19 protein-coding genes, 1 tRNA gene and 1 pseudogene are annotated in these 24,217 nt (G+C 67.2%); 6 read left to right on the top strand and 15 right to left on the bottom strand.

Going from position 1 to position 24,217, the window contains the following annotated elements:
* Window positions 1-239: 239 nt before the first annotated feature.
* From ACNJ7E_RS27335 to ACNJ7E_RS27325, 3 genes and pseudogenes are all read right to left on the bottom strand, one after another.
* Complete coding sequence (locus ACNJ7E_RS27335; RefSeq protein ID WP_418341434.1) at window positions 240-1,370, bottom strand: glycerate kinase; 1,131 nt, start codon at window positions 1,368-1,370, stop codon at window positions 240-242.
* Window positions 1,357-2,190 (bottom strand): annotated as a pseudogene (locus tag ACNJ7E_RS27330) (aldo/keto reductase). Before ACNJ7E_RS27330 ends, ACNJ7E_RS27335 begins: the two are co-directional and overlap by 14 nt.
* Window positions 2,187-2,984 carry an SDR family NAD(P)-dependent oxidoreductase gene (locus ACNJ7E_RS27325; protein ID WP_418341433.1) on the bottom strand — a complete coding sequence of 266 codons (798 nt, stop codon included), beginning with the start codon at window positions 2,982-2,984 and terminating at the stop codon, window positions 2,187-2,189. The pseudogene ACNJ7E_RS27330 and the gene ACNJ7E_RS27325 overlap by 4 nt, the downstream one beginning before the upstream one ends.
* A 130-nt stretch (window positions 2,985-3,114) precedes the next feature.
* Here ACNJ7E_RS27325 and ACNJ7E_RS27320 point away from each other — a divergent pair, with 130 nt between their 5' ends.
* Entirely contained in the window at window positions 3,115-4,272 is a 1,158-nt protein-coding gene (locus tag ACNJ7E_RS27320) for a dihydrodipicolinate synthase family protein (RefSeq protein ID WP_418341432.1), read from the top strand.
* Between the two features lies 1 nt (window position 4,273).
* Window positions 4,274-5,077: a sugar phosphate isomerase/epimerase family protein gene (locus ACNJ7E_RS27315; protein WP_418341431.1), complete on the top strand. Its 804-nt coding sequence runs from the start codon at window positions 4,274-4,276 to the stop codon at window positions 5,075-5,077.
* A gap of 62 nt (window positions 5,078-5,139) precedes the next feature.
* Here ACNJ7E_RS27315 and ACNJ7E_RS27310 read toward each other — a convergent pair whose 3' ends face one another.
* The 10 genes from ACNJ7E_RS27310 to ACNJ7E_RS27265 form a co-directional block, all read right to left on the bottom strand.
* The gene (locus ACNJ7E_RS27310) at window positions 5,140-6,150 is read right to left on the bottom strand and encodes a LacI family DNA-binding transcriptional regulator (protein WP_317567784.1); all 1,011 of its coding nucleotides are present in this window, start codon (window positions 6,148-6,150) and stop codon (window positions 5,140-5,142) included.
* A gap of 122 nt (window positions 6,151-6,272) precedes the next feature.
* Window positions 6,273-7,067, bottom strand: coding sequence for an HAD family hydrolase (locus tag ACNJ7E_RS27305; protein WP_418341430.1), 795 nt, complete (start codon window positions 7,065-7,067; stop codon window positions 6,273-6,275).
* A 29-nt stretch (window positions 7,068-7,096) separates the two neighbouring features.
* Window positions 7,097-8,536, bottom strand: coding sequence for an MFS transporter (locus tag ACNJ7E_RS27300; protein WP_418341429.1), 1,440 nt, complete (start codon window positions 8,534-8,536; stop codon window positions 7,097-7,099).
* Between the two features lie 50 nt (window positions 8,537-8,586).
* Complete coding sequence (locus ACNJ7E_RS27295) at window positions 8,587-9,423, bottom strand: enoyl-CoA hydratase/isomerase family protein (protein ID WP_418341428.1); 837 nt, start codon at window positions 9,421-9,423, stop codon at window positions 8,587-8,589.
* On the bottom strand, window positions 9,420-11,042 hold the full coding sequence (locus ACNJ7E_RS27290; protein WP_418341427.1) for an acyl CoA:acetate/3-ketoacid CoA transferase: 1,623 nt from the start codon (window positions 11,040-11,042) through the stop codon (window positions 9,420-9,422). The genes ACNJ7E_RS27295 and ACNJ7E_RS27290 overlap by 4 nt, the downstream gene beginning before the upstream one ends.
* An 81-nt stretch (window positions 11,043-11,123) precedes the next feature.
* The gene (locus ACNJ7E_RS27285) at window positions 11,124-12,170 is read right to left on the bottom strand and encodes a LacI family DNA-binding transcriptional regulator (RefSeq protein WP_418341426.1); all 1,047 of its coding nucleotides are present in this window, start codon (window positions 12,168-12,170) and stop codon (window positions 11,124-11,126) included.
* A gap of 272 nt (window positions 12,171-12,442) precedes the next feature.
* The gene (locus ACNJ7E_RS27280) at window positions 12,443-14,047 is read right to left on the bottom strand and encodes a GMC family oxidoreductase (protein ID WP_418341425.1); all 1,605 of its coding nucleotides are present in this window, start codon (window positions 14,045-14,047) and stop codon (window positions 12,443-12,445) included.
* A 98-nt stretch (window positions 14,048-14,145) separates the two neighbouring features.
* Window positions 14,146-15,672, bottom strand: a complete 1,527-nt coding sequence (locus tag ACNJ7E_RS27275; protein ID WP_317567791.1) for an aldehyde dehydrogenase family protein — start codon at window positions 15,670-15,672, stop codon at window positions 14,146-14,148.
* Window positions 15,673-15,774: 102 nt separating this feature from the next.
* Window positions 15,775-17,265: a sugar porter family MFS transporter gene (locus ACNJ7E_RS27270; RefSeq protein WP_418341509.1), complete on the bottom strand. Its 1,491-nt coding sequence runs from the start codon at window positions 17,263-17,265 to the stop codon at window positions 15,775-15,777.
* 45 nt (window positions 17,266-17,310) lie between these two features.
* The gene (locus ACNJ7E_RS27265) at window positions 17,311-18,579 is read right to left on the bottom strand and encodes a DUF1479 domain-containing protein (RefSeq protein WP_418341424.1); all 1,269 of its coding nucleotides are present in this window, start codon (window positions 18,577-18,579) and stop codon (window positions 17,311-17,313) included.
* A gap of 140 nt (window positions 18,580-18,719) precedes the next feature.
* Here ACNJ7E_RS27265 and ACNJ7E_RS27260 point away from each other — a divergent pair, with 140 nt between their 5' ends.
* Window positions 18,720-19,898, top strand: a complete 1,179-nt coding sequence (locus ACNJ7E_RS27260; RefSeq protein WP_418341423.1) for an ROK family transcriptional regulator — start codon at window positions 18,720-18,722, stop codon at window positions 19,896-19,898.
* Between the two features lie 462 nt (window positions 19,899-20,360).
* On the opposite strand, the gene ACNJ7E_RS27255 is transcribed toward ACNJ7E_RS27260, so the two are convergent.
* Together ACNJ7E_RS27255 and ACNJ7E_RS27250 are read right to left on the bottom strand one after the other, a co-directional pair.
* A tRNA-Gly gene (locus ACNJ7E_RS27255) sits at window positions 20,361-20,434 on the bottom strand.
* Window positions 20,435-20,530: 96 nt separating this feature from the next.
* Window positions 20,531-21,355 (bottom strand): oxygenase MpaB family protein, encoded by an 825-nt coding sequence (locus ACNJ7E_RS27250; RefSeq protein ID WP_418341422.1) that lies wholly within the window; start codon window positions 21,353-21,355, stop codon window positions 20,531-20,533.
* An 86-nt stretch (window positions 21,356-21,441) separates the two neighbouring features.
* On the opposite strand from ACNJ7E_RS27250, the gene ACNJ7E_RS27245 reads away from it, so the two are divergent.
* From ACNJ7E_RS27245 to ACNJ7E_RS27235, 3 genes are all read left to right on the top strand, one after another.
* Window positions 21,442-22,110 (top strand): TetR/AcrR family transcriptional regulator, encoded by a 669-nt coding sequence (locus ACNJ7E_RS27245; protein ID WP_418341421.1) that lies wholly within the window; start codon window positions 21,442-21,444, stop codon window positions 22,108-22,110.
* A 9-nt stretch (window positions 22,111-22,119) separates the two neighbouring features.
* Window positions 22,120-22,689: a dCTP deaminase gene (gene dcd, locus ACNJ7E_RS27240; protein ID WP_005238072.1), complete on the top strand. Its 570-nt coding sequence runs from the start codon at window positions 22,120-22,122 to the stop codon at window positions 22,687-22,689.
* Between the two features lie 123 nt (window positions 22,690-22,812).
* A complete protein-coding gene (locus ACNJ7E_RS27235) occupies window positions 22,813-24,213 on the top strand; it encodes a lipase/acyltransferase domain-containing protein (RefSeq protein WP_418341420.1) in 1,401 nt (466 codons plus the stop codon).
* The last annotated feature ends 4 nt before the right edge of the window (window positions 24,214-24,217 follow it).

The following is a 24,217-nucleotide window of genomic DNA, read 5'->3' as shown; positions in this document are numbered from 1 at the left end:
ATCCCGGGTCCTCAATTCGACCCGGTACCGATACCCAGGCCGTCGGTCCGCACCTCGCTTTCAGAACCTCTGCACGATTCTGCTCACAACTGATGGTCCGCAGACGGAGACCGGGGGAGTCGAGCCCGTCGATGTCGTTGCGGCCATGTGCATCTGGGATGTAGCCGCTGGATCGATCTCGATCACTGTCTTCTTCTACCTCGAAATGGTGTGGACGTGCGGTGCGACGTGGTTCCAGGTCAGAACATTTCGGCGGCGGCGGTGCCGGCGTGCCGGGCCCAGCGCTCGGTCTCGGCGATGGCGTTTTCGGCTGAGCCCGCCAGTGCGGTCAGTGAGATGGACGCGTCGGGTGGGGTGGCCGCGAGTTGGCCGGCGACGACGACGGATCGGGTATTGGTGTCCGCGCACCGCGCGAGTACGGAGCCGACGAGTTTGCCGGTCAGCGAGGTCTCGTCGAATCGGCCTTCGCCGGTGACGATGACGTCTGCGCGGCCGAATTCGTCGCTGACGCCGGTGAGGTCCGCCATGCGCGCCGCACCGGGGACGAGGCGCCCGCCCCAGGCCGCGAGACCGAATCCGGTACCGCCGGCCGCGCCGGCGCCGGGTTGATCCGGTCGGACGGCCGTCACGGCGCCGAGGCGGTCCGCGAACCGTTGCAGGGCGGCGTCGAGGAGGTCGCGCAGCTGCGGGTCCGCACCCTTCTGCGGGCCGAAGACGTGTGCGGCGCCGTGGAAGCCGCACAGGACGGCGGTGGTGTCGGACAGCAGTTCCACGCCGCCGGGTGGGGGCACCCGCAGCGTGTCGACGTCGACGGTGTCGAGTTCGGACAGGGCTGCGCCGCCGTCGTCGATGTCGCGGCCGTGCCTGTCGAGCAGTCTCACGCCGAGGGCGCGGAGTGCGCCGGCCCCGCCGTCGGTGGACGCCGACCCGCCGAGGCCGATGAGCAGGGACTTGGCGCCGGCGTCGAGGGCGGCGGCGATCACCTGTCCCAGACCGGTGGTCGAGGCGCCGCCGGCGTCGAGGGCGTTCATCAGTGGCAGGCCGCTCATCTGGGCCAGTTCGACGACCGCGGTTCCGTCGTCGAGCCGCAGCCATCTGCCGGTTGTCCGACGGCCGTCGGGTCCGCGGACTCCGGACACGGAGTGCCAGGTGACGTGCGGGTGGCAGGAGGCGATGGCGTCGAGGGTGCCCTCCCCGCCGTCGGCTTGCGGTAGGAGTACCAGTTCGTCGTGTGGGCGCACCGACGCCCACCCGGCGGCCAGTGCATCAGCTAGGTCGATCGCGTTGATCGAGCCTTTGAACGAGTCGGGGGCGAAGACGACGCGCATCGGGGCGCTCTTCCTCGACTCGGGATGATCAGTGGACGTCATCGGGGTGCGGCCCTGTTCTCTCGTTCCGATTCAGCGCCGAGATCTGTGCCATCTCGTCGGGACTGAGCTGGAAATCGAACACGTCGATGTTGCTGCGTATCCGTTCCGGTGAGGCCGATTTCGGCAACGGCGTTGTCCCGAGTTATAGGTGCCAGCGCAGCACCACCTGAGCGAGGGACACCGCGTGTCGGTCGGCGAGAACCTGGAGTACCTCGTTGCCGGGTAGCCGGCCGCGCGCGAGCGGCGCCCATGCCTGGGTGTGGATGCCGAGGGTCCGGTGCAGGTCCAGCATCGCCGGTTGGGTCAGCAGCGGGTGCAGTTCGATCTGGTTGACCACGGGCGCGACCGCGGCGACCTCCATCAGGCGATGCAGGTGATCGGGCTTAAAGTTCGAGACGCCGATCGCCCGGATCCGGCCCGCGGCGTAGAGCTGTTCGAGTGCCCGCCAGGTCTCCAGGTAGGTGCCGCGCGCGGGCGCCGGCCAGTGGATCAGGCACAGGTCGACGTAGCCCAGGCCGAGACGGCCGATACTCGCGTCGACTGCGTCGAGGGTCGACCGGTACCCCTGGTCCTCGTTGGAAACCTTGGTGGTCACGAACAATTCGTCGCGCCTGATACCGGAGCCTGCCAGCGCGCGACCGAGAGAGTGCTCGTTGCCGTACATCGGGGCGGTGTCGAAGGCGCGGTATCCGGCGGTCACGGCATGTCCGACCGTCGCGTTCATGTCCTCATCGGGGATCTTGAACACGCCGAATCCGATGGCGGGCATGGTCACACCGTTGTTCAGGGTGATCGAGGGAACGGTTGCCGCCGCGGTCATGTGATCGAGTACCCGCCGTCGATGGGCAGCACGACGCCGGTGACGTACCGTGCGGCGTCGGAGACGAGGAACAGCACCACGTCGGCGACGTCGTCACCGTCCGCGAACCGCTGCAACGGGATACGGCTCAGCTTCTGGGCACGGAATTCTTCCTGCCCGAGCACCTCCGCCGTCATCGGGGTCTCGATGTATCCCGGCGAGACAGTGTTCACGCGCACGCCCTGCGGCCCGAGTTCGACGGCCAGGCCCTTGCCGAGCTGAGTGAGAGCGGCCTTCGTCGCGCCGTAGGGGACGATGCCCGGGACAGCGCGGTCGGCGGAGAGCGAGGCGATGTTGACGACGCTGCCGCGGCTGTCGATCAGCGACTTCATCGACTGCCGGGTCAGCCGGTACACCGCGGAGAGGTTCACATCGACCAGTCGCTGCCAGCCGTCCTCGTCGACGTCGATGGCGTTGGTGCGCAGCTGGATTCCCGCGGCGTTGATCAGGATGTCGAGGCGTCCGGCGACCTGCTGGGCGAGATCGACGGCCTGGGCGCTGAAATCCGGATCGGTCAGGTCGCCGCACAGGCCGTGTCCGCCGATCTGCGTCATGACGTCGGTGATCTTTGGGTCGGCGTCGACGCCGACCACCTGGGCGCCGCGGGCTGCCAGCTTGCGGGCGATGGCGGAACCGATTCCGCCGGCCGCGCCGGTGACGATCGCGGCCTTGCCCGTCAATTCCGACGACTCGGTGACCTGTGTTGATGCGCCCACAGTGTGGCTCCCTTCGGGTGGCGCGGCGACGGTGGACATTCCTGACCTACCCGCGCCGGAAACTGCTTTCAGTCTATGAATTGAGGCCCTATGTGGTCTGGACCTCGATGTTCATCACAGTATATGGTGATCCATACTTCAGCAAGAAAGCGATTTCAGGAGTTTTTACATGGCCTCGATAGTTCTCCCTTCCGCCGACCGCACGACCAGCACGCTCGTGCTGAGTGAGCCGGCACGGCTCGGCACCCGGTCCACCCCGCCGACCAGCAGGGCGGTGTACGCGGCCGCGCATGTGGTCGCCGACCCGCTGCGGGCGTCGGCGGAGAATGCCGCGGACCAGATCGACTGGGACGCCACCCTGCAACTACGCCGCGATCTGTGGTCGCTGGGACTGGGGGTGGCCGAGTCGATGGACACCGCCCAGCGCGGCATGGGACTGGATTGGGCCGCGGCGAAGGAACTCGCCGTCCGCACCCTCACCGACGCGAAGTCGGTCGGCGGGAAGGTCGTGGTCGGAGTCGCCACCGATCAACTGAAAACCGACACCGCCTCGCTCGACGAGATCCGCGACGCCTACCTCGAACAGGTCGAGGCGATCGAATCCGCGGGCGGTGAGGTGGTGCTGATGGCGAGCAGGCACCTCGCCCGCGCCGCGACCGGACCCGACGACTACCTCGCCGTGTACGACGCGGTGCTGTCGGCGGCCACCCGCCCGGTGGTCCTGCATTGGCTCGGTTCGGTGTTCGATCCCGCCCTGGACGGCTACTGGGGATTCGCGGATCCGGGCGCGGCCATGGACACCGTGCTGCAGATCATCGACGCGCACCATGAGCGCGTGCGCGGCATCAAGGTGTCCCTGCTCGACCCGGCGCTCGAGATCGCCCTGCGTGAGCGGATGCCGGCCGGGGTGCGGGTGTTCACCGGCGACGACTACAACTACGTCGACCTGATCGCCGGCGACGGCACCCACACCAGTGACGCTCTCCTCGGGGCGTTCGCCGCGCTCGGCCCGTTCGCCTCCGCCGCGTTCGCACGGTTGGACGCCGGCGACGAGCAGGGCTTCCGGAACATCCTGGGCCCCACCGAAACCCTGAGCCGGTTGCTGTTCGCCGCCCCCACGCAGTACTACAAGGTCGGTGTCGCCTGGTTGGCGTACCTGAACGGCAAGCAGGAGCACTTCCGGATGATCGGCGGCTTCGAGACCGGCCGCAGCCTCACCCACCTGGCCGAACTGGTCCGCGCAGCCGACGCGATCGGCCTGTTCACCGATCCCGACTTCACCGCCGCACGGGCGTCGGCGTACTTCGCCGTGCACGGAATCCGCTGACATGGACCTCGCGCAGTGCAGTCTCAATTCCGTCACCGTCAAGGGCGCCGGCCTCACCGAGGTCGCCGACCTCGCCGCGCAGTGGGGATTCGCCGGCGTCGGCCTGTGGCGGGACGTCCTCGACGGCGTGGACCTGGTGGCCGCGTCGGCCCGGCTCCGGCAGTCGGGGTTGCGCGTCACCAGCGTCTGCCGGGGCGGAATGTTCCCGCAACCGACCGCCCGGCTGCGGCGAGAAGCCATGGACGACAACCGGGTGGCGGTCGACCAGGCCCATGCCCTCGGCGCCGACTGCCTCGTGCTGGTCTGCGGCCCCGCCCACGGCGACCTCGCCGACGCGAGGCGGCAGGTCCGCGACGGCATCGCCGAACTCGAGCCATACGCCCGGGCGGCGGGGGTGCGGCTCGCGGTCGAGCCGATGCACCCGATGATGGCGTCCAGCCGGTCGGTGATCACCTCACTCGGCGAGGCCAACGACATGGTCGAGGCGATCGGATCCGACATCGTCGGGATCGCCCTCGACTCGTATCACGTGTGGTGGGACGCGGCGCTGCCGCAGCAGATCACCAGGGCAGGCGAACGCCTGTTCTCGGTGCAGTTGGCGGACTGGGTCACCCCGATCCACGGCGAACTCAGCAGCCGCGGCATGCCCGGCGAAGGCTGCATCGACATGACCGGATTCGTCGCCGACTGTCGGAGCGCCGGGTACGACGGGCTCGTGGAGGTCGAGGTTCTCAGCGACCGGTGGTGGGCCGAGGATCCGAAAGACGCGGTCCGCGCCGCTACTGAGGGTCTTGTCCGCATCTGAATATCGATGAGATGTCGCGGGCCTCTCGTGCGGCGGGGGCGGTGGCCATGGTCAGGGTGGTGTCACTTCGCGGGCCCGGTCGAATCCCGGACGACCATCTCGGCGGCCAGCAGCGGCGGCGCCGCGCTGGGATCGCGCTCCAATGCCGCATGCATCAACGCCCACGCCTGGTCGCCGAGCTGGGCCTTCGGGCTCACCACGGTGGTCAGGCGCGGGTCGATGTGGCGGGCAATCGCGATGTCGTCGAAACCGGTGACCGAGATGTCGTCTGGTACGCGTAGTCCGAGCTCACGCAACTTCGAGATCGCCCCGAGCGCAGAGAGGTCGTTGAAGCAGATCAGTGCGGTCGGCTCATGGGTGAGCGCCTCCTCGACTACCCCATAACTACCCTCGATGGTGCCGTCCGAGGCGACCTTGACGGCCTCGATCCCGAAGACCTTCGCCATCTCGATTCCGCGCCAGCGCTCACGGTTCTGCCACGACAGCTCGGAGCCGGCAATGTACGCGACCCGGCGGTGACCGAGCTGCGCCAGATGCCCGCACAGCTCCATCATCGGGGTGAAGTTGTCAATCGCCACCATGGGGATATCCACCCCGAGCTCGATCCGATTGACCAGCACCACCGGAGTCGACTGCCGGGCAAGCTCCTTCAGCCCGGCCGTCGGAATCCTTGACGACAAGAGAATCAGCCCGTCGACCTGGCCGAGCAGATCCAGCGCAGTGGCGAACTCGTCCGCCGCTGCACCGGAGTAGTCCGCGACGAGCATCCGATACCCGTCGGCGTTGGCACCGTGGTGCATCTGCTTGACCACATCGAAGAAATACGCATTCGCCAGATCCGGCAGGATCACGCCCATGTTCCGCAGCGATCCGAGCACGAGACCTCGTGCGGCACTGCTGGGCCGGTAGGACAACTCCTCGGCAACCTTCTGCACTCGAGCGGCCAAATCCGGTGTCACCGCAGAACTTCCACTCATCACACGAGAGACGGTCGCGATCGACACTCCCGCGGCCTTCGCCACGGTGGTGATCGTCGGCCGACGGGCCACCGATGCTCGGGTCTGTTCGGCCATCGGGTCCTCTGTATCTCTCGTCCTGATTGCTACCCTCGGTGAGGGAGTTGGGGATCCACCGGAATGGAAGCGTTTACAAAGGATACCTGTTCGAACGATTGATGACGACGCGGGGCGCATCCTCACTGGTCAGGCGCTCGCCATCGGTCGTGCCGCAATGCGGCACCGTGCGCATCGCGCAGTGAGTCGACGGTGACTTCCGCCAGCGACTTGGTGAAATGGCGCCCGGGTGCGGCCGGTACGGAGACGATGCCGGGTACGACCAGGACCGGCATTCCCGCTGATTCGGCGCTGAGCGTTCCGTTGAGCGAATCCTCGATCGCCACACAATCCTCGGCGCGAACTCCGAGCGCGGCGGCCGCCTGCAGGTACGGGTCGGGGTAGGGCTTTCCCCGCTCGACATCGTCCCCGGCGACCACGGTGCTGAAGACGTTACCGGGTGCGGCCGCCGCGACCCGGTGCGCGACCGGACTGTAGGCCATGGTGACCAGCCCGCAGGCGATGCCTGCCTCCGCGAGGTCGCCGAGTAGGCGCTGCGCCCCGGGCAGCCAGGGAACCTCACGGCTGATGACGGTGGCGACGTCATCGACCAGCATGTCGACGATCGTCGCGACCGGCAGGGCGATGCCACGGTGCTGCAGCTTGCCTGCGGAGACCGTCATCGGCTGGCCGACGGTGGAGGCGGCGTCGGCGGCGGTCCACTCCACGTCGTGCTCCGACGCCAGGCGCCGTTGGGCCTGCATCCAGTGCGGCTCGGTGTCGACGAGGGTGCCGTCCATGTCCCACAGCACCGCTCGCAGTGGAGAATTCGTGTCGTCTCGCATCTCGTCGAACCGGCTTTCGTCTGTCGATGGCGGCGGTGAAAGACCAATGCCGGCCAGCTGCAGCGATGCTGTCCCCTGGCCGGTATCGGTCATTTTGTGATTGTCGTCGGTTCGCGGCTGATTCAGCTGCGGGCGGCGGTGATGGCGTCGCGTGGGTCGTCCAGATCGCGGTTGATCGGGTCGGGGGTGATGTAGGTGGTGCCGATCGTGATGAGGGTCAGGATGCACAGGTATCCGGCGATGAACACCCACGATCCCAGTCCGGCGCCGGGGACGTCCGGGCCGCCGTCGGAGGCGACGACCGCCGCGATGATCCAGGCCCCGATCAGTGGGGCGATGCCGCCGGAGAGCACCGCGGAGATCTCCCGGGCCACGGAGACGCCGAGGTAGCGCTGGCGGGAGCCGAACAGCTCGCACATGAAGGCGCTCTGCGAGCCGAACATCCCCCAGGTCCCGATCCCGAGCGCCAGGGAGATGACGACGATGGTCAGCACCACACTGCCCTGGGACAGTGCCCACCAGATCGGGAACGCGGAGACCAGCTGGAAGTAGGCGAATGCGCGGTAGGTCTTGACCCGGCCGAACCGGTCGGAGAGCTTGCCGGCGATCGGGATCACGATCGAGCCGAGGGAGGCGGCGAACACCAGGGAGAGGGCACCGATGGGGCCCTTGATGCCGACTGCGGCGCTGGTGACGTAGGCGACCGCGAGGGCCTGGTACATCGAGGACGAGCCGTTCTCGGCCAGGCGCAACCCGATGCCCCGCAGCAGGGACGGGCGAGAATGCTCGAGCAGGTTGTGCAGCGGCCGCTCGGCGATCTGGTCGCGGACCTCGAGCTTCTTGAAGGTCGGGGACTCCTTCAGATTGACCCGCAGGTACATCGCGACACCGAGGATGACGACGCTGGCCAGGAACGGCACCCGCCAGAGCCAGGTGTCGGTGATCTCGCTGTGTCCGCGGTAGACGAGGAAGTAGACCAGGGCCGCGGTCACGGTGCCGACCTGCACACCGAGGAACGGCAGCGAGGCGTAGAAGCCGCGCTTCTTCGGCGGGGAGTACTCGGTCATCAGGATGGAAGCGCCGGCCATCTCGGCGCCGGCGCCGAGCCCCTGGACGATACGCAGCAGGATCAACAGCGCCGGGGCAAGCATGCCGACTCCGCCGGAGTACCAGTCGCCTTCGCTGCCATGGTAGGTCGGCAACAGGCCGATGCAGGTGCTGGCCGCACCCATCATGATGATGGTGGCCATCAGTACGAATTTGCGGCCCAGTCGGTCACCGAGCCGGCCGAAGAACACGCCGCCGAGCGGGCGGACGGCGAAGCCGATGAAGTAGGTGGCGAAGCTCAGGACCAGTCCGGTCGAGGCGTTCTCGCTCGGGAAGAACAGCGGCCCGAACACCAGCGCGGACGCCAGGCTGTAGAGGGCGAAGTCGTAGTACTCGAGGGCGCTTCCCACCGATGCGCCCCATGCCGCTTTGCGGAGGTCCTTGGTGGTGACCACCGGGATGTCGGTATGCGTTTCGGGGTCGGCCGTGGACGGTGAGTGTGGATTGAGGGTCATGGTCTGCCAATCCTGAAGAGGGTTCGCTGTGTCGAGAAGGCGCGAGGGGTCTACGAGTTGGTGAAGATGGGTGCGGTCTTATTCCGGAAGGCGGTGACCCCGATCGCAAAATCGTGGGTCGAGGCGGTGAATCCGCTGGCGAGGGCTTCGAGGATGGCCGACGGTGCGCCGACTGCGGCGGCGTCGACAAGCTGCTTGCTCACCTGTACCGCGGCGGGGGCACCTTCGAGGATGCGGTCGACGAGCTCGTCGGTTGCCGCGTCGATGCCGTCGCGTTCGGCGACCGCGGTGAGCAGGCCCCATGCCAGCGCGGTCTCGGCGTCGAGTTGGCGGCGGGTGAAGATGAGCTCCTTGGCCCGGGCGGCGCCGATCACGTTGGTCAGCCGCTCGGTTCCGCCCCATCCGGGGATGGTGCCGAGGCTGGTTTCGGGCAGCCCGAGGCGGGCGCCGGGGCCGCCGACCCGCAGGTCGCAGGCCAAGGCGAGTTCCAGTCCGCCGCCGACGGCGATGCCGTCGACGACCGCGATCGTCGGCTGGCGGAGTTGGGCGAGGAAGTTGAACACCCGGTGTCCTTCGGCGATCCAGCGTTTCCACATCTGGACAGGGGTGAAGTCGGCGAACTGGGTGATGTCGGCGCCGACACAGAAGGCCTTCTCGCCGGCGGTTTTCAGCAGCACGAGCTGGGCGTCGGAATGCTCGACGGCCCGCAGCTCGGTATAGAGGGCGTCGAGGAGTTCGAGGGTGAGGGCGTTGAGCTTGCGGGGGCGGTCGATCAGCACCGTCGCCACCCGGCCCTCGTGGGTGTAGCTGACGGCGATCCGGCCGGTGTCGGTGTGGACGTCGGTGGAGTTCATGCGGTGTTCCTCGGTCGGGGTGGTTGCGGTCATGCCTGCACCGCCTGCATCCGCGGGTGCTCGGGCAGCGTGGACAGGATCAGGTTCTGAAGCTGGGGGACAAACAGCTCGGCGGACATGGTCGTCAGATTCGGGTCGACGAGCAGCTCGAACTCGGACTTGCCGAGCACGTCACGCTGCAGGTCCACGCCGGGGGCGATCTCGATGACGGTCAACCCCTCCGGGCGTAGTTCGAGCACCGCCCGCTCGGTGACGTAGAGAACCTTCTGCCCGTTGGCCAGGGCGCGCTTGCCGGAGAAGGTGGGGGAGTCGACCTCGTTCACGAACTTGGTATGCGGGCCGTCGGCACGGATCTGCAGGGCACCGTCCTCGATCCCGATGTCGCGGCGGCCTGCGGTGAAGGAGCCGACGAACACAATCGACGGGGCCGAGGAGGTGATGTCGGCGAATCCGCCGATACCGGCGGTGACGTGCCGGCGCTTGGGGAGGCTGTGCACGTTGACGTTGCCGTGCCGGTCGATCTCGAGGAACGAGAGCAGCGAGTGCTCGAAGCCACCACCCTGCAGCAGGGTGAACTGGTCCGAGCTCTGCATGATCGCGTCCGGGTTCTGAGCGACACCGAAGACGAAGTCCAACAGAGGAACACCGCCGACCGGGCCCTGCTCGATCACCCAGGACACCGCGTTCGCGAGCCCTTCCTCGACCAGCACGTGCGGCACCAGCGCCGACACCCCGAAGCCGAGGTTGGCGATCTCCCCGGACTGCAGTTCGGCCGCGGCCCTGCGGGCCATGATTTTCTCGAGGGTGAACGGCACCGGCTCGAGGGTGCTCAACGGGCGGCGCAACTCGCCGGAAATGGCTGGGTCGTACTGGGTTTGGGTGGTCTGCAGCTGATCCGGGGCCAGCACGAGGGCGTCGACGAGGATGCCCGGGACCTGCACTGCCTGTGGGCTCAGGCTGCCGCCCTCGGCCAGGTACTTGACTTGGGCGATGACGACGCCGCCGTTGTTGTGGGCGGCGTAGGCCAGGTCGAGGGCGCCGAGCGGGGACGCCTCTTCCTCGAATGTCAGGTTGCCGTGGGTGTCGGCGGTGGTGGCGCGGATGATCGCGACATCCGGAACGAGGGCGTCGTAGAACAGCCATTCCTGACCGTCGAGTTCGTGCACTCGGACGAAGGCATCGGGGGTGATGGTATTCATCCGGCCGGCGCTGATCCGTGGGTCGACGAAGGTGTCGAGTCCCACCTTGGTCAGCACGCCGGGTTGCTTGGCGGCGGCGGCGCGGTGCAGCTGATACAGCACACCGGAGGGGAAGTTGTAGGCCTCGATCTCGTTGTTCTCGATCATCTGCCAGATCCGGGGCGGCTCCGCCGAGGAGGGGCCGGATGGATACGAACCGGCGACCACCCGAGACAACAGACCGGGCCGGGCGATGTGATCGATGCCCTTGATGCCCCACATGTCGCCGGCCGCGATCGGGTGCACGCTGGTCAGGTTCTTCGGGGACCGGGTCTCTTCGTAGCGCTGTCCGAGGCCGCCGAGCACCGCATCCGGGCAGCCCAGTCCCGACGACGAGCTGACGGTGACGATGTCGCCGTCCTGGACGAGGTCGGCGGCCTGTCGGGCGGAGAGTACGCGGGGGGTGTGCATCATCTGGCTCCTAGCTGTGAAAGCGCTTACTTGTCGGTCATGGATATTGACGATCGGTGGGGCGGTATCCGGAGGTGCGGTGGCCTATGGGCGGCGAGGGCGCCAGGCGGCGGTGGAGGCGCGCACTCGTAGCGCGGGCTCGACGAGCTGATGGCTGTACGGCGAGACGGCAGTAGCGCCGTCCGGGGTCTGAGCCTGGCCGAGGCGTTCGAGGATCAGTTCGCCGCACTTCTCCCCGATCTTGGTGGGGAAGGTGGCGACGGTGGTCAGCGGCGGTGTGCGGTGGGCGGATCCGGCGATGTCGTCGAAGCCGCCGACGGCGATGTCGCGGCCGGGTTCGAGTCCGCGGCGGGTGAGTTCGGCGTAGACGCCGACGGCGACGATGTCGCTGTAGGCCACGATCGCGTCGGGGATCTCGCCGCGGTCGAGCAGTCGGCGGGTGGCATCTGCACCGCCGTCCGGGGTGGCTTCCCCGAACAGTCCGTCGGTGGGATACATCGTCATGTCGGATCCGTCGATGGCGGCGAGGAAACCCTGCTCCCGCTCGCGGCGGGCGGAGGTGTGCTGGGGGCCGCCGACCATGGCCACCGTCCGCGCGCCCATCGAACGCAGGTGCTGGCCGAGTAGCCGTCCGGCCTCGACGTTGTCGGCGCCGACGTAGTCATGGCTGAGATCGAAGTGCCGGGCCAGCAGGACCAGGGGGATGCCGCTCGACGCAAGCAGGTCGTCGATCTCCGAGGCCTGGGTGTCGCCGGCCGGCAACAGGATCAACCCGTCGATGCTGCGCTCGACGAACCGGTCGAGCAACCGCCGCTGGCGGGCCGGGTCGTCGCGGCTGTAGCCGATGAAGACGGCGTAGTTGGCGCGGTCGGCGACGTCCTCCAAAGTCATGGCCAGTTCGGCGAAGTAGGGGTTCTGCACCTCGGTGACCACCAGGCCGAGGGTCATCGACCGAGGATTGCGAAGCATCGCCGCGTGCCGGTTGTAGACGTATCCGAGCGCCTTCATCGCCTCGCGTACGCGGCGTGTGGTTTCCGGTGCGACGCTCGGGCTGTCGTTGAGTACCAAGGATGCGGTCGACCGGGACACGCCGGCGTGGCGACTGACGTCGGAGAGCGTGACTCGCCCCATTGCCTCGGTCCCTTCTCTTGTTCTGTGTGACCTGCGATACAGACCATACACGATTGCCTGGATCGATCCAAGAGGTTGTTTTCCCACGTCACGGGTCTAGATAGAACTTGGATCGGGAGAAGAGTCGTGATCTGCGCGTATATAGTCTGGATCGATCTAAAGGAGTCTTTCGGGTTTGTTCTTGCCCACGCTCCGAAACCGGGCACGACGAAAGCCGGGGTCGACGGCGCGACCCCGGCTCGGCCGGTCAAGGTGTGCTGTGCTGGGCCGCCTCAGCCGCAAATGATCATGTCTGCGGCCTTTTCCGCGATCATGATGGTGGGAAATTGGGTGTTGGAACTGACCAGTCGCGGCATGACCGACGAGTCCGCCACGCGCAGGCCTTCGAGGCCGTGCACGGTCAGGTCCGGTCCGACCACGGAGTGGGTGTCGGTGCCCATCGCGCAGGTGCCGACGGGGTGGTAGGAGGTGCGCCCGTGGGAGCGGACGAAGTCGACGTAGTCGTCCTTGGTGCGCAGCGCTTTTCCGCCGGCGAGGTGTTCGGCCTTGATGTGCTTGGCCATCGACGGCTGGCTCATGATTTCCCGGGACTGCTTGACGCCCTCGATGCTCGCTTCGACGTCGAAGTCGGTGGCGAGGAAGTTCGGGTCCACCAGCGGAGGTGCGGTCGGGTCGGCCGAGGCCAGTCGCACCGAGCCGCGGCTCTGCGGGCGCACGAAGTACGAGTTCAGGGTTGCGCCGTAGCCGGGGCGCATCGCGGCGATGCCCTGCTCGACGCCGGCGGCGGGCAGGAAGTGGAACTGCAGGTCCGGGATTGCTTCCTTGGCCTTGCCGAAGGAGAACGCGCCGCCTTCGACGATGGTGGAGGCGAGCGGGCCCTTCCGGAAGGCGAGGTATTCGAGTCCGGCCTTGACGGTGCCGGGGCGGATCAGGTTGAGCCGGTCCATGCTCTGGTACTCGCGGAGCTCATAGATGATGTCGAGGTCGCAGTGATCGTGCAGATTACGCCCGACCCCGGCCAACTCGTGCCGGACCGGTACACCAGCGGCGGTCAGGTCGTCACCATTGCCGATGCCGGAGAGTTGCAGCAGCTTCGGTGAGCCGTAGGCGCCGCTGGTGACCAGGACCTCGCCGTCGACCTTGGCGATCGTGCGGACACCGTTCTCGACGTATTCGACGCCGGTGGCGCGGCTACCGTCGAGGACGATCCGGGCAACGGTCACATGGGTTTTCAGGGTGAGGTTGGGGCGCCCCCGAGCCGGGCCGAGGTAGCCGACGGCGGCGCTGCATCGCCGCCCGTTCTTGGTGGTCGTCTGGTAATAGCCGACCCCGTACTGGCTTTCGCCGTTGAAGTCGCTGTTGTAGGGCAGCCCGTACTCCTGGCCGGCCTGGACCCACGCCCTGCTCAGCGGGTGCGGGTTGACCAGATCGGAGACGCCGATCGGGCCGTCGGTGCCGTGGAGCGGGGCGGAGAGTCGTTCGTTGGACTCCGCCCGCAGGAAGTACTTCTTGATCGCGTCGTAGGACCAGCCGTCGCAGCCGAATTTCGCGGCCCACTCGTCGTAGTCCTCGTGGGCGCCGCGGGTGAACACCTGTGCGTTGATCGACCCGCCGCCGCCGAGGACCTTGCCCTGCGCCAGCGGGATCACCCGGTCGTTGCAGTGCTTCTGCGGCACGCTGGTGTGGCCCCAGTCGTACTTGCTGCCGGTCAGTTTCGCGAAACCTGCGGGGACGTGGATGAAGGGGTGCCGGTCACCGCGGCCGGCTTCGAGCAGCAGCACCCTTACCTGCGGATCTTCGGTCAGCCGGGCGGCCAGGACGCAGCCGGCGGTGCCGCCGCCGGTGATGATGTAGTCGTAGACCTGGGTGGTGTCCACGGAATTCTCCTCGGGTCGAGCACACCGTCTCAGCGGTGTGTAGTGCGTGATGGGCAGTCGGTGGGTGTGCGCACCGGCGTCGGGGGTGCGGGAGGCGGCTAGCTGGTCCAGTTAGGGAACACGGGTGTGCGTGTGCCGGTGCGGATCTGGATGGTTTTGAGCTCGGTGAATTCGTCGAATCCGGCCTGGCCCATCTCGCGGCCGTAGCCGCTCTGCTTCATTCCACCGGCGGGCAGGGCAGGCGCGCCGTCGATGGTGGTGTTGACCCAGACCCGGCCGCTGCGCATGCGGCGGGCGGTGGTCAGTGCCTTGTCGATGTTCTTGGTCCAGATCGAGCCGGCCAGACCGTATTCGGTGGCGTTGGCCAGGGTGATGGCCTCGTCGACGTCGGAGAAGCGGGTGACCGTGAGGACGGGGCCGAAGATTTCTTCGGTGAACACCGGTGCGGTGGCCGTGACGTTGTCCAGGACGGTGGGGGCAACGAAATTGCCGTGCTCGAACCCGGGGCCGCTGAGGCGGGTGCCGCCGGCCAGCAGGGTCGCGCCGTCCGCCACCGCGGTGTCGACGCATCCGAGCACCTTGTCGAGGTGGCCCGCGTGGATCATCGGCCCGACCTCACTGCCCTCGGCGGTGGGTGCGCCGACGGTGACTTTCCCGATCCCCTCGACCACGCGGGCGACGAAGTCGTCGGCGATGGAGTCGTGCACCAGCAGCCGAGCCCCGGAGACGCAGCATTCGCCCTGGTTGAAAAGCACCCCGAAGAGCACTCCGTCGAGGGCGTCGTCGAGGTCGGCGTCCTCGTAGACGATGCTCGCGGCCTTGCCGCCGAGTTCCATCGACAGCCGCTTGATGCTGCCGGCGGAGGCCTCGGTGATCTTGCGGCCGGTGGCGGTGCTGCCGGTGAAGGACAGCAGGTCGATCAGGTCGCTTTCGGAGAACGCGGCGCCGACGGTGCCGCCCTCCCCGGTGACGACGTTGACCGCGCCCGCCGGCACGCCGGCCGCCGTGACGATCCGGGCCAGCTCGAGGGTGGTGCCGGAGGTGAACTCGGAGGGCTTGATGACCGCGGTGCACCCGGCGGCCAACGCGAACGGCAGCTTCTGCGCTACCTGCAGGAGCGGGAAGTTCCAGGGAGTGATCATCCCGACGACACCTGCGGGCTCCCGCACCACCAGGGCGGTGCAGTTCTCGCCGAGTTCGGTGTGCGCCTCACCGTGGGCGGTCGCGGCCAGGGCGGCCGCGTACTCGAACAATTCGATGCTGGCCGCGATGTCGCCCTGCGCGAGGGCGAGGGGTTTGCCGGTCTCTTCGGCCTCGATCCGGGCCAGTGCGTCCTGTTCGGCACGCATCAGAGTGGCGGCGGTGGTGAGCACCCGGGAACGCTGCATCCCGGTCAACGTGGGCCACGAGCCCTCGTCGAACGCGGTGCGGGCGGATCGGATGGCCTGCTCGGCGTCTTCGCGGGTGCCGTTGGTGTAGGTCGCAAGCAATGCGCCGTCGGCGGGGGAGTGCCGTTCGATCATGTTCGCGCCGGCGGTGGTCGGGGCGCCGTCGATGAAGTGCCCGTAGGTGCGGACCTCGTGGGTCGCGGCGGCGCGGGGGGTGGTGTCAGTGGCGGTAGCCATGGTTTCAGCCATTCCTTGGGTTCGAAGACGGGTACACAGAACACCCGTATTGGTAAGCGCTTACTCGGTGGGTACGAGGAGGGGTGTGGGAGAAGCGGAACCTCAGTTCACCGGTGTGGTCGCGGGCTGATGGTGTGGGTGCGTGGGCAGTTCGTCTTCGCCGGCGAGTTCGTCCATGGATTCGAGTTGGCGTCCCTTGGTCTCGGGCACCATCTTCCAGACGAAGATCAGCGCGAGCAGGGCGAAGGCGCCGTAGAGCCCATAGGCGTACTGCAGGCCGAACGCGGCGAGGGAGGGGAAGGTGGTGCTGACCACGAAGTTGGCGATCCACTGGGCCGCGGCACCGAGGCCGAGGGCAAGGGCACGGATGCGGTTGGGGAACATTTCGCCGAGCAGCACCCATACGACCGGGCCCCAGCTCGCGCCGAATCCGATGACGAACACGTTCGCGCCGATCAGGGCGACGGTGCCCCAGCTGGACGGGAGTGTCGTCACGCCGTCGACCACGGTGGACTGCGCGAACGCCACCGCCATCAGGGACAGGGAGAGGGTCATCGCGCCGGCACCGAAGAGCAGCAGGGCCCGCCGTCCGACCTTGTCGATGAGCGAGATCGCGATGACGGTGGCCACGATGTTGGTCACGGCGGTGATCACCGAGATCAGGAAGGAGTCCGATTCCTGGAAGCCGACGGACTGCCACAGGGTGGTCGAGTAGTAGAAGATCACGTTGATACCGACCAACTGCTGAAACACTGAGAGCAGGATGCCTACCCACACCAGCGGCAGGAAGTAGAACTTGCCGCCGAGCAGGTCCGAGAAGCGTTGCTTGCGTTCGGTGTTCACGGTCTGCTGGATTTCGTGGATCTTGCGGGTGCTGGCGGCATCGACCAGACCGAGCACGTCGCGCAGCACCTGGCCGGCCTCGTCGATGCGGCCCTTGTTCACCAGGTAACGGGGCGATTCGGGCAGCCGGGCCGCGAGGACGCCGTAAACGATCGCGGGGACCGCGGCGGAGATGAACATCCACCGCCAGGCATCGAGTCCGAGCCAGAGTTCCTTCGCGGCACCGCCGGCGAGATGGGCGAACAGAGCGCTGGCGAGCAGCGCGAGGAAGATGCCGATCACCAGGGCCATCTGCTGCATCGTGGCCAGGCGGCCGCGGATGCGTGCCGGGGAGATTTCCGCGATGTAGGCGGGGGCGATGACGGAGGCGAAGCCGATGCCGACGCCGCCGAGGAACCGCCAGGCGATCAGGTCCCAGACGGCAAAGACGAGACCGGAGCCGATCGAGCTGACGGTGAGCAGGATCGAGGCGACGACCATGGTGCGGACGCGGCCGATCCGGTCGGCGCAGATTCCGGCGGACCAGGCGCCCACACCGGCGCCGAGCAGTGCGCATGAGACGACGAAGCCGAGCACCGCGGGGGAGAGGTCGAACTGGTGGCGGATCGCGTCGACGGTGCCGTTGATGATCGCACTGTCGAATCCGAACAGGAATCCGCCGAGGGCTGCGACGGCGGCCATGCCGACCAGGCGACGCGACGCCTGGCCGTCTTCTTCGGGCGCGGACGAACCTGCCGCGTCAATGGGGATGTGCACGGGAACTCCAAAGGGGGTGGAAGGTGGGGAGGGGCGGGGTCAGCGGTCGAGAACGAGGCCTCGGCGGCCGATGGTGTTGAGGTCGTTCTCGGTGAACCTGCCGGTCCAGTCCGCTTCGTAGTGTTCTTCGGGGAAGTCGTCGGGGGATTCGCCGGCGAGGAACCGCTGGGCGACCTTGGTCGCGTAGTGAGCGTTCTTCTCGCACATCGGGGCGGCGGGGATGTACATGACGTTGCCCCAGCCCTGCTGGTTCTGCACCGGCTGCACCGAATGGATGAGGTCGCAGTGCCACCACACCGAATCGCCCGGCTTCAGATCGGGGATCACGGACAGACCCTGCATCAGCAGGGGGTGCCACTTGTCGTTGATCGGCAACACTCGCCGCGGGGTGATGTCGCACAGTTCGTCGTCGGGGACGTCGTCGCGCAGCGCGCGCAGCAGGATGTAGGCCATGGCCTCGGGGATTGGGACGGTGCACAGCACGCCCTGGTCGTTGCGCATCTCCGACAGCGCGGTCCAGCCCTGGAAGCTGCGGAACACCGAGCACATCGTGGAGCCACCGGCGTATTCGTCGACGTCGGTGCGGTAGGCGGCGTCCCAGGCGTCGTAGCGGTCGAAGTCGCCGTCGAAGACGTGCCGGAAGACCTTCTGGTAAGCGGGCAGCAGCCAGCGTTCGAGCGCGCCGGAGTCGGTGTGGGCGCCGAGACCCTTGGAGGTGGTGCCCGGAGGGCGGCGACGGATCCGGTCCGGGTACATGCTGTCCTGGTCGGGGTCGAACCAGGTGGTGCCCTGCGACACGAACTTCCACTGGTGATTCAGGAACGACTGCACGGTTGCCATCCGCTCGTGCTGGCGGGCCTCCATCTGGGGGCGGGACCAATAGATTGGATAGATCTCCGGGCGAGACGCGGCCAGGGTGCCGAAGAAGTCGTCACCGGGGCCGCGGTACTTGCCATCGAAATCGTTCTCCTCGACGTACTCGACCAGCTGGCGGTCCCAGCTGCGGGCGGTCTGCTCGGGGAAGTGGCCACGCACGACCAGGCAGCCGCGCCGGTGAATCTGCTGCAACTGGGTATCGGTCACCCCGTTCGACGCGATCTGGTCGTAGTCGATGACCGGCCAGACTTCTTCGCCGCGCTCCTTGGTGGCGCGGATGTCCTCGATCTCCTTCTCGATGAACGTCTCGACCTGACGGAACGCTGCCTCGACGTCGCCGATCTGCGCTCGCAGGGACGCCTTGACCGCGCGGATCGCGCCGGGAACATCCTCGGGGACTTGTTCGATTCGCTCGGCAACGTGCGTGTTCATGACCTCACACCCTTTTCGTAAACAACCTTTACGAAAGCTAGACTAGCGAGACATGCATCACATGTAAAGAGCCCTAACTAAAGTAGGATCGACAAGGTGCGGGAAGGCCCCGCAGTGGGAGTAGTGGCAGGAGTGAACAGGTGGTGGCTTCAACCGGCGCGTTCCGCCGCGCTGCGACTCCAGTCGCCGCCCCGCTGCCGAGCACGCTCGCGCAGCTGACCGACAGCACTTTCATCGATGTTCTCTTCCGGGAAGGGCCCTCGTCGCGGGCGCAAATCGCCAAGTCGACAGGGATCTCGAAACCCACGATTTCTGAATCCGCACAAAGACTGCTGTCGACCGGGCTGATCGTCGAGGTGGGGCAGACCGCTACGGGAATGCGCGGGCGTTCGGCGGTGCTCTACGACGTCAACCCGCGCTACGGACACTCCCTGGGAGTCGTGCTCGAGCGCGGGCATGTGGCGGTGAAGGCGCTCGACCACAAGGGCGCCGCGGTGTGTGAGCGTCAGATCGAGGCAGACGACGAGAATCTGCTCGCCGCTATTGCCGACGCCCGAGACCTGATCGCGCAGTGCACCGCCGACGTCGGCACGCCGCGACTGGCCACTGCGGTCTCCGTGGCAGCACCGATCGATCCCCGGACTCACACCGTCCGACAGTTGCCGGACGCACCCTTCACCGGATCGGTCCCCGACTTCGCCCCGGCTTTGCATATCGACGCCGCCGAACCGCTGATCATCGACAACGACGTGAACTGGGCAACCATCGCCGAGAGCCGGACCGGATCCACGCAAGGTGCCGATAACTTCCTGTACGTGTACCTGGGGGCGGGTGTCGGTGCCGGGCTTTTCCTCTCTGGTGGTCTGCACCGCGGATCCAGCGGGACTGCAGGCGAAATAGCCTTCCTGAGAATGGCTTCCGGTGAGACGTTGATGAGCCGTCTCGGCCACTCGCTCATAGGCACCCCCGACGGGCGGTCGATCGACCTTGTCCGCGCCCGCGCCCTGCTCGACACCGACGCCCCCGACCACGCGGCCGACGAGATCCTCGACGACCTCGCGCACACGATCGTCAACGTCACCACCGCCATCGACCCCGGACGGATCGTCATCGGCGGACCGCTGTCGGAATTCGCACGCATCACCGAGGGCCTGAGCCGACGCATCGCCGATACTGCGCTCTCGGACGTCGAGGTGAGCATGAGCCCGCTCGGTCGGACCGCGCCGCTGCAAGGAGCCGCGATCGGAGCGCTCGAGTTTGCGCACCAGCACCGAGGGGGCACCGGCGCCACCACCCCGGAGGTGGCGGCGTCGGACTGACCCGTGGCCGGGGGCGTACGGGTTGAACCGAGTGATTATGAGTGCGGCACAAGGTCTCTCACGGTCTGTAGCTACGATCGCCCGGGTCTGTGTCGTTGTGCTGATTCGCTTGGGCGATTGCGTGGGCGACCAACTTGGTGACCTGGCATTCGACAACGTGTCGCCACGACGTCGTGTGATTACGAGTGTTTCCCGGACAGTGTGCAGTCGGCTTCTGAAACCGACATGGAGCGCCGTTCGTGTACCCGGATGTCTGCCAAACTCGGGCGGTTCGCATGTATCGGCCCGGAGACGGTGGATGGGGCGTGGACGGCGGGGAATGCAGTCGGTCGGTCAGTGGATGGCGGGCCGTGCGGATGGGGCTCGTTCAGGCGCGGCGCCGGGCGGTGGTGAGAGGAGCGCTGGATGGAGGGAGTGCGGTGGAGAGGGTGGTGGCTGGATGGTGGCGCGATGGGTGGTGGATGGAGCCGATGACGGGAATCGAACCCGCGTATTCAGCTTGGGAAGCTGATGTTCTGCCATTGAACTACATCGGCGCGCACGATATTGGGCGCCCGTAGGCAGGCCCAACACCCTGCGGCGGAAACATTATCAGATGGTGATCCGGACTACCCGGGTGCACACGCGGTGTGTCATACGAGGGGTTTGCCGGCCTTCATTCGGCGTCGCAGATCGAACATGAGCAGGTTGTAGGGGAACTCCCGGATACGGACAGGGATGCGCCTGCTGACGGTGCCGATGGTGCGCAGGGTCCGGTCGAAGCGCTGCTGATCCTTGTCGGTCCATGTCAGGTGCATTTCGTCGCGGAACTGCTGGGGCAGGAAGCCGTTGGTGAAGAACATGTTGAGCCGGCCGAACAGGTGGGAGACGATGGCGGGCAGGAATTCGAGGCGTGCGATGGAGAGGACGTGTTCGCGGATGGTGTCGTCGATCGACACCTTGTCGAGGGCTTTGTTCCAGTACTCGTCGAATGCGATGCGGTCTTCGGGCCACATGTCCGGGGGTACCTGGAGGGTGGTGCCGAACGTGGCGCCTTCCTTGTAGAAGAACTCGGCGGCGGCGGGGGAGAGGTCGCCGTGCAGGGCGCGGTTGACGTCCTCGAACCCCCGGTAGATGCAGGCGGCCACCCACAGCTGCAGTTCGGGGTCGAACGCGTTGTATTGCACGGGACTGTCGGGGGTGGAGCGCACCTTGGCGTGGGCGCGGTTGACGCCTTTGCGGAAGGCCGCCTTCTCCTCGTCGGTGCCGCGGGCCGCCACCACGAGGTAGGTCAGCGTGGTGCGGGTCCGTTTGATCGGATGCCTGAACAGCTGGCCGCTCTCGACCTTGCTCTCGTATACGCCGTACCCGACCCCGGGATGGGCGAGCTGCATGATGATGTTCGCGGCGCCTGCCAGTAGTCCGGCGCCGTCCATGACCTGATCGAGACGGTCCGGTACTTCGAGTGACGTCGACATTTGTGTTCCCTCTCCCCACCACGGATTCACTATCTGAACACGACCGTACTCACATATATGTCCGCCGTCCAGAGTCCGGTGGAAAGATGGTCCGCATGACTACCGCACCGGTGAACGCGAACGTCGGACACTCGACGAGCGACGGTGGGCGCGTCTATGGCGGCCAGGAGCGTGACCAGCGGAAATCGGAACGGCGCGGTCAGCTCATCGAGGCGGGACTCGACCTGCTGGGCAGCGCGGACGGCGACCACGCCCTGACCGTGCGCGGAGTCTGCAAGCAGGCCGGACTCGCCACCCGCTACTTCTACGAGAGCTTCACCGACCGCGACGCGCTCACCGTCGCCGTCTACGACCACGTCGTGGAGCGGATCGCCACCAGCACCCTGGACGCCGTGTCGAACGCCGGGCCGGGTGAACGCGACATCGTGCGCGCCGGCGTCCACAACATCGTGCGGGAGGTCGCCGAAGATCCGCGTCAGGGCCGTCTCATGTTCTCGGTGGCGCAGTCGAGCGCGGTGCTGGCGCAGCGCCGCCTCGACAGTTCGCGGCTGTTCGCGGGCCTGGTCACGAAGCAGACGGTCGGGTATTACGAGGTGGCCGAGAGCCCGCGACTCGACCTGGCCGCGCACTTCATGGTCGGCGGCCTGGCGCAGACCCTGACGGCATGGTTGAACGGCACCGTGACCCTCCCCGAGGACGAGCTCGTGGACACCTGCACCGAACTGCTGCTCTCGATGGCCATCCACACCCGTTAACCTCTACCTGTGCTCCTCTCCGATCGCGATCTCCGTGCCGAAATTTCCGCTGGACGTCTGGGCATCGACCCGTTCGACGATTCGATGGTCCAGCCCTCGAGCGTGGATGTGCGCCTCGACAGCCTGTTCCGGGTGTTCAACAACACCCGGTACACGCACATCGACCCAGCTCAGCGGCAGGACGAGCTGACGACGCTGGTCGAACCGGCCGAGGGGGAGCCGTTCGTCCTGCACCCGGGTGAGTTCGTTCTCGGCTCCACTCTGGAGGTGTGTTCGCTGCCCGACGACCTGGCGGGACGCCTCGAGGGCAAGTCCTCGCTCGGCCGCCTCGGACTGTTGACGCACTCCACGGCCGGGTTCATCGACCCCGGCTTCAACGGGCACATCACCCTGGAGCTCTCCAACGTCGCGAACCTGCCCATCACCCTGTGGCCGGGCATGAAGATCGGCCAGCTGTGCCTGCTGCGGCTGTCGAGCGCAGCGGAACACCCGTACGGCAGCTCCGCTGTCGGCTCCAAGTACCAGGGCCAGCGCGGCCCGACGCCGTCGAAGGCCTACCTCAACTTCGCGCAGAGCTGAGCCCCGCGGCCCGACGAAAAAATTGCAAACCGAGTGGTCCGCTACTCGTGTGTATTGCGGCGGGTGAGAGAAGACTGGGATTCGAAGCCGCCCTCTCCTGGGCGTTCGATCCCGGAGGCCGCCATGAAAGACGTAGTCGTGTTGTTGCCCGGCATCGGCGGGTCGGTCCTCGCCCGTGACGGCAAGGACGTATGGGCACCGACACCGGGCGTGGCGCTGGCGGGCGTGCTGTCGCTGGGCGGGAACATCAAACGCCTGAAGCTCGACGGCGACGATCCGGACGTCGACGACCTCGGCGACGGCGTCGTGGCCACCCGCCTGGTCCCGGACTTCCACTTCGTTCCCGGGCTGGACTGGAAGATCGACGGGTACACGAAATTCCGCGACGACGTCGTCCGCCGATTCGGGGTGGTTCCCGGTGACAACTATTTCGAGTTCCCCTACGACTGGCGGCGCGACAACCGGGTGGCGGCCCGCGCCCTGGCCCGACGGACCCATGACTGGCTGACGCGGTGGCGCGAGAAGTCGGGGAACGCGGACGCGAAGCTCGTGCTGGTGTGCCACTCCATGGGCGGAATCGTCGCTCGATTGTTCCTCGAATTCCTGGACGGGTGGCGTGATACCCGCACCCTCGTCACCTTCGGCACCCCGTACTCGGGTTCGGTCAATGCACTCGACTTCCTCGTCAACGGGTTCCGCAAGGGGTGGGGTCCGTTCACCGTCGACCTCAGTGCGCTGATCCGATCGTTCACGTCCGCGTACCAGTTGCTGCCGTCGTATCGGTGCATGGCGGGCGACGACGGGTCGTGGCTCGCGCTGGACGACGAGAAGCTCGACTGGTCGGGGACGGGTCTCGACGCCGGCCGGATGGCTGCGGCGGTGCGCCTGCACCGAGGTCTGCGCGACGCCGTCGACGCACGGCTGGATTCGGGACACGAGGGCTACGACATCCGGCCGGTGATCGGCGACTTCCAGCCCACCAAGTGGGCCGCCCGGCTCGCCGGGACGAAGGTCGAGACGATGACCGTGCGCGGACCCGACGAGAGCGGCGGCGACGGCACCGTGCCGAAGTTGTCGTCCACCCCGCACGAACTCATGACGGGATGGAAGAACGCGGCCTTCTTCAGCCAGCGGCACGGTTCGCTTCAGAACGACGACCCGGTGCTCGACCATGTGGGTGGAATCCTGAACACCGCGACGCTCGCGCCTCCGAACGTGTTTCCAGCGGTGAACGAATCGGTCGCGCTGGAAGTCGACGACGTCACGACCGCCGAGCCGCTGGTGATCCGGGCGCGCACCGGCGCCGGGGGCGCTCGGCTTCTCGCGACGGTCGAGCCGATGGCTGGCGGTCCGAGCCGGGAACACCCGCTGGTGTCGACCGCGGACGGCTGGCAGCAGACCAGTCTCGACGGGCTGACCGCCCAGGACTACAGGATCACCGCGCGCGCGCCCGGGGTGCACCCGGTCACCGATGTCGCGAGTGTGGTCGACCTCGACGAGATCGCCCGGTCCGTGGACGTCTAGGAGC

The sequence above is a fragment of the Rhodococcus mengyinensis genome (assembly GCF_048381435.1).
Taxonomy (GTDB): Bacteria; Actinomycetota; Actinomycetes; order Mycobacteriales; family Mycobacteriaceae; genus Rhodococcus_F; species Rhodococcus_F opacus_D.
This window is presented reverse-complemented; position numbering and strand designations above follow the sequence as displayed.

Excerpts from the sequence above, each read along its gene's own strand:
- ACNJ7E_RS27325 (WP_418341433.1), bottom strand. The coding sequence starts at position 2,984 with ATGTCCACCGTCGCCGCGCCACCCGAAGGGAGCCACACTGTGGGCGCA.
- ACNJ7E_RS27300 (WP_418341429.1), bottom strand. The coding sequence starts at position 8,536 with ATGACCCTCAATCCACACTCACCGTCCACGGCCGACCCCGAAACGCAT.
- ACNJ7E_RS27245 (WP_418341421.1), top strand. The coding sequence starts at position 21,442 with ATGGTCCGCATGACTACCGCACCGGTGAACGCGAACGTCGGACACTCG.
- ACNJ7E_RS27250 (WP_418341422.1), bottom strand. The coding sequence starts at position 21,355 with ATGTCGACGTCACTCGAAGTACCGGACCGTCTCGATCAGGTCATGGAC.
- ACNJ7E_RS27320 (WP_418341432.1), top strand. The coding sequence starts at position 3,115 with ATGGCCTCGATAGTTCTCCCTTCCGCCGACCGCACGACCAGCACGCTC.
- ACNJ7E_RS27315 (WP_418341431.1), top strand. The coding sequence starts at position 4,274 with ATGGACCTCGCGCAGTGCAGTCTCAATTCCGTCACCGTCAAGGGCGCC.
- ACNJ7E_RS27275 (WP_317567791.1), bottom strand. The coding sequence starts at position 15,672 with ATGGCTACCGCCACTGACACCACCCCCCGCGCCGCCGCGACCCACGAG.
- ACNJ7E_RS27265 (WP_418341424.1), bottom strand. The coding sequence starts at position 18,579 with ATGAACACGCACGTTGCCGAGCGAATCGAACAAGTCCCCGAGGATGTT.
- ACNJ7E_RS27305 (WP_418341430.1), bottom strand. The coding sequence starts at position 7,067 with ATGACCGATACCGGCCAGGGGACAGCATCGCTGCAGCTGGCCGGCATT.
- ACNJ7E_RS27310 (WP_317567784.1), bottom strand. The coding sequence starts at position 6,150 with ATGGCCGAACAGACCCGAGCATCGGTGGCCCGTCGGCCGACGATCACC.
- ACNJ7E_RS27235 (WP_418341420.1), top strand. The coding sequence starts at position 22,813 with ATGAAAGACGTAGTCGTGTTGTTGCCCGGCATCGGCGGGTCGGTCCTC.
- ACNJ7E_RS27335 (WP_418341434.1), bottom strand. The coding sequence starts at position 1,370 with ATGACGTCCACTGATCATCCCGAGTCGAGGAAGAGCGCCCCGATGCGC.
- ACNJ7E_RS27290 (WP_418341427.1), bottom strand. The coding sequence starts at position 11,042 with ATGATGCACACCCCCCGCGTACTCTCCGCCCGACAGGCCGCCGACCTC.
- ACNJ7E_RS27285 (WP_418341426.1), bottom strand. The coding sequence starts at position 12,170 with ATGGGGCGAGTCACGCTCTCCGACGTCAGTCGCCACGCCGGCGTGTCC.
- ACNJ7E_RS27295 (WP_418341428.1), bottom strand. The coding sequence starts at position 9,423 with ATGACCGCAACCACCCCGACCGAGGAACACCGCATGAACTCCACCGAC.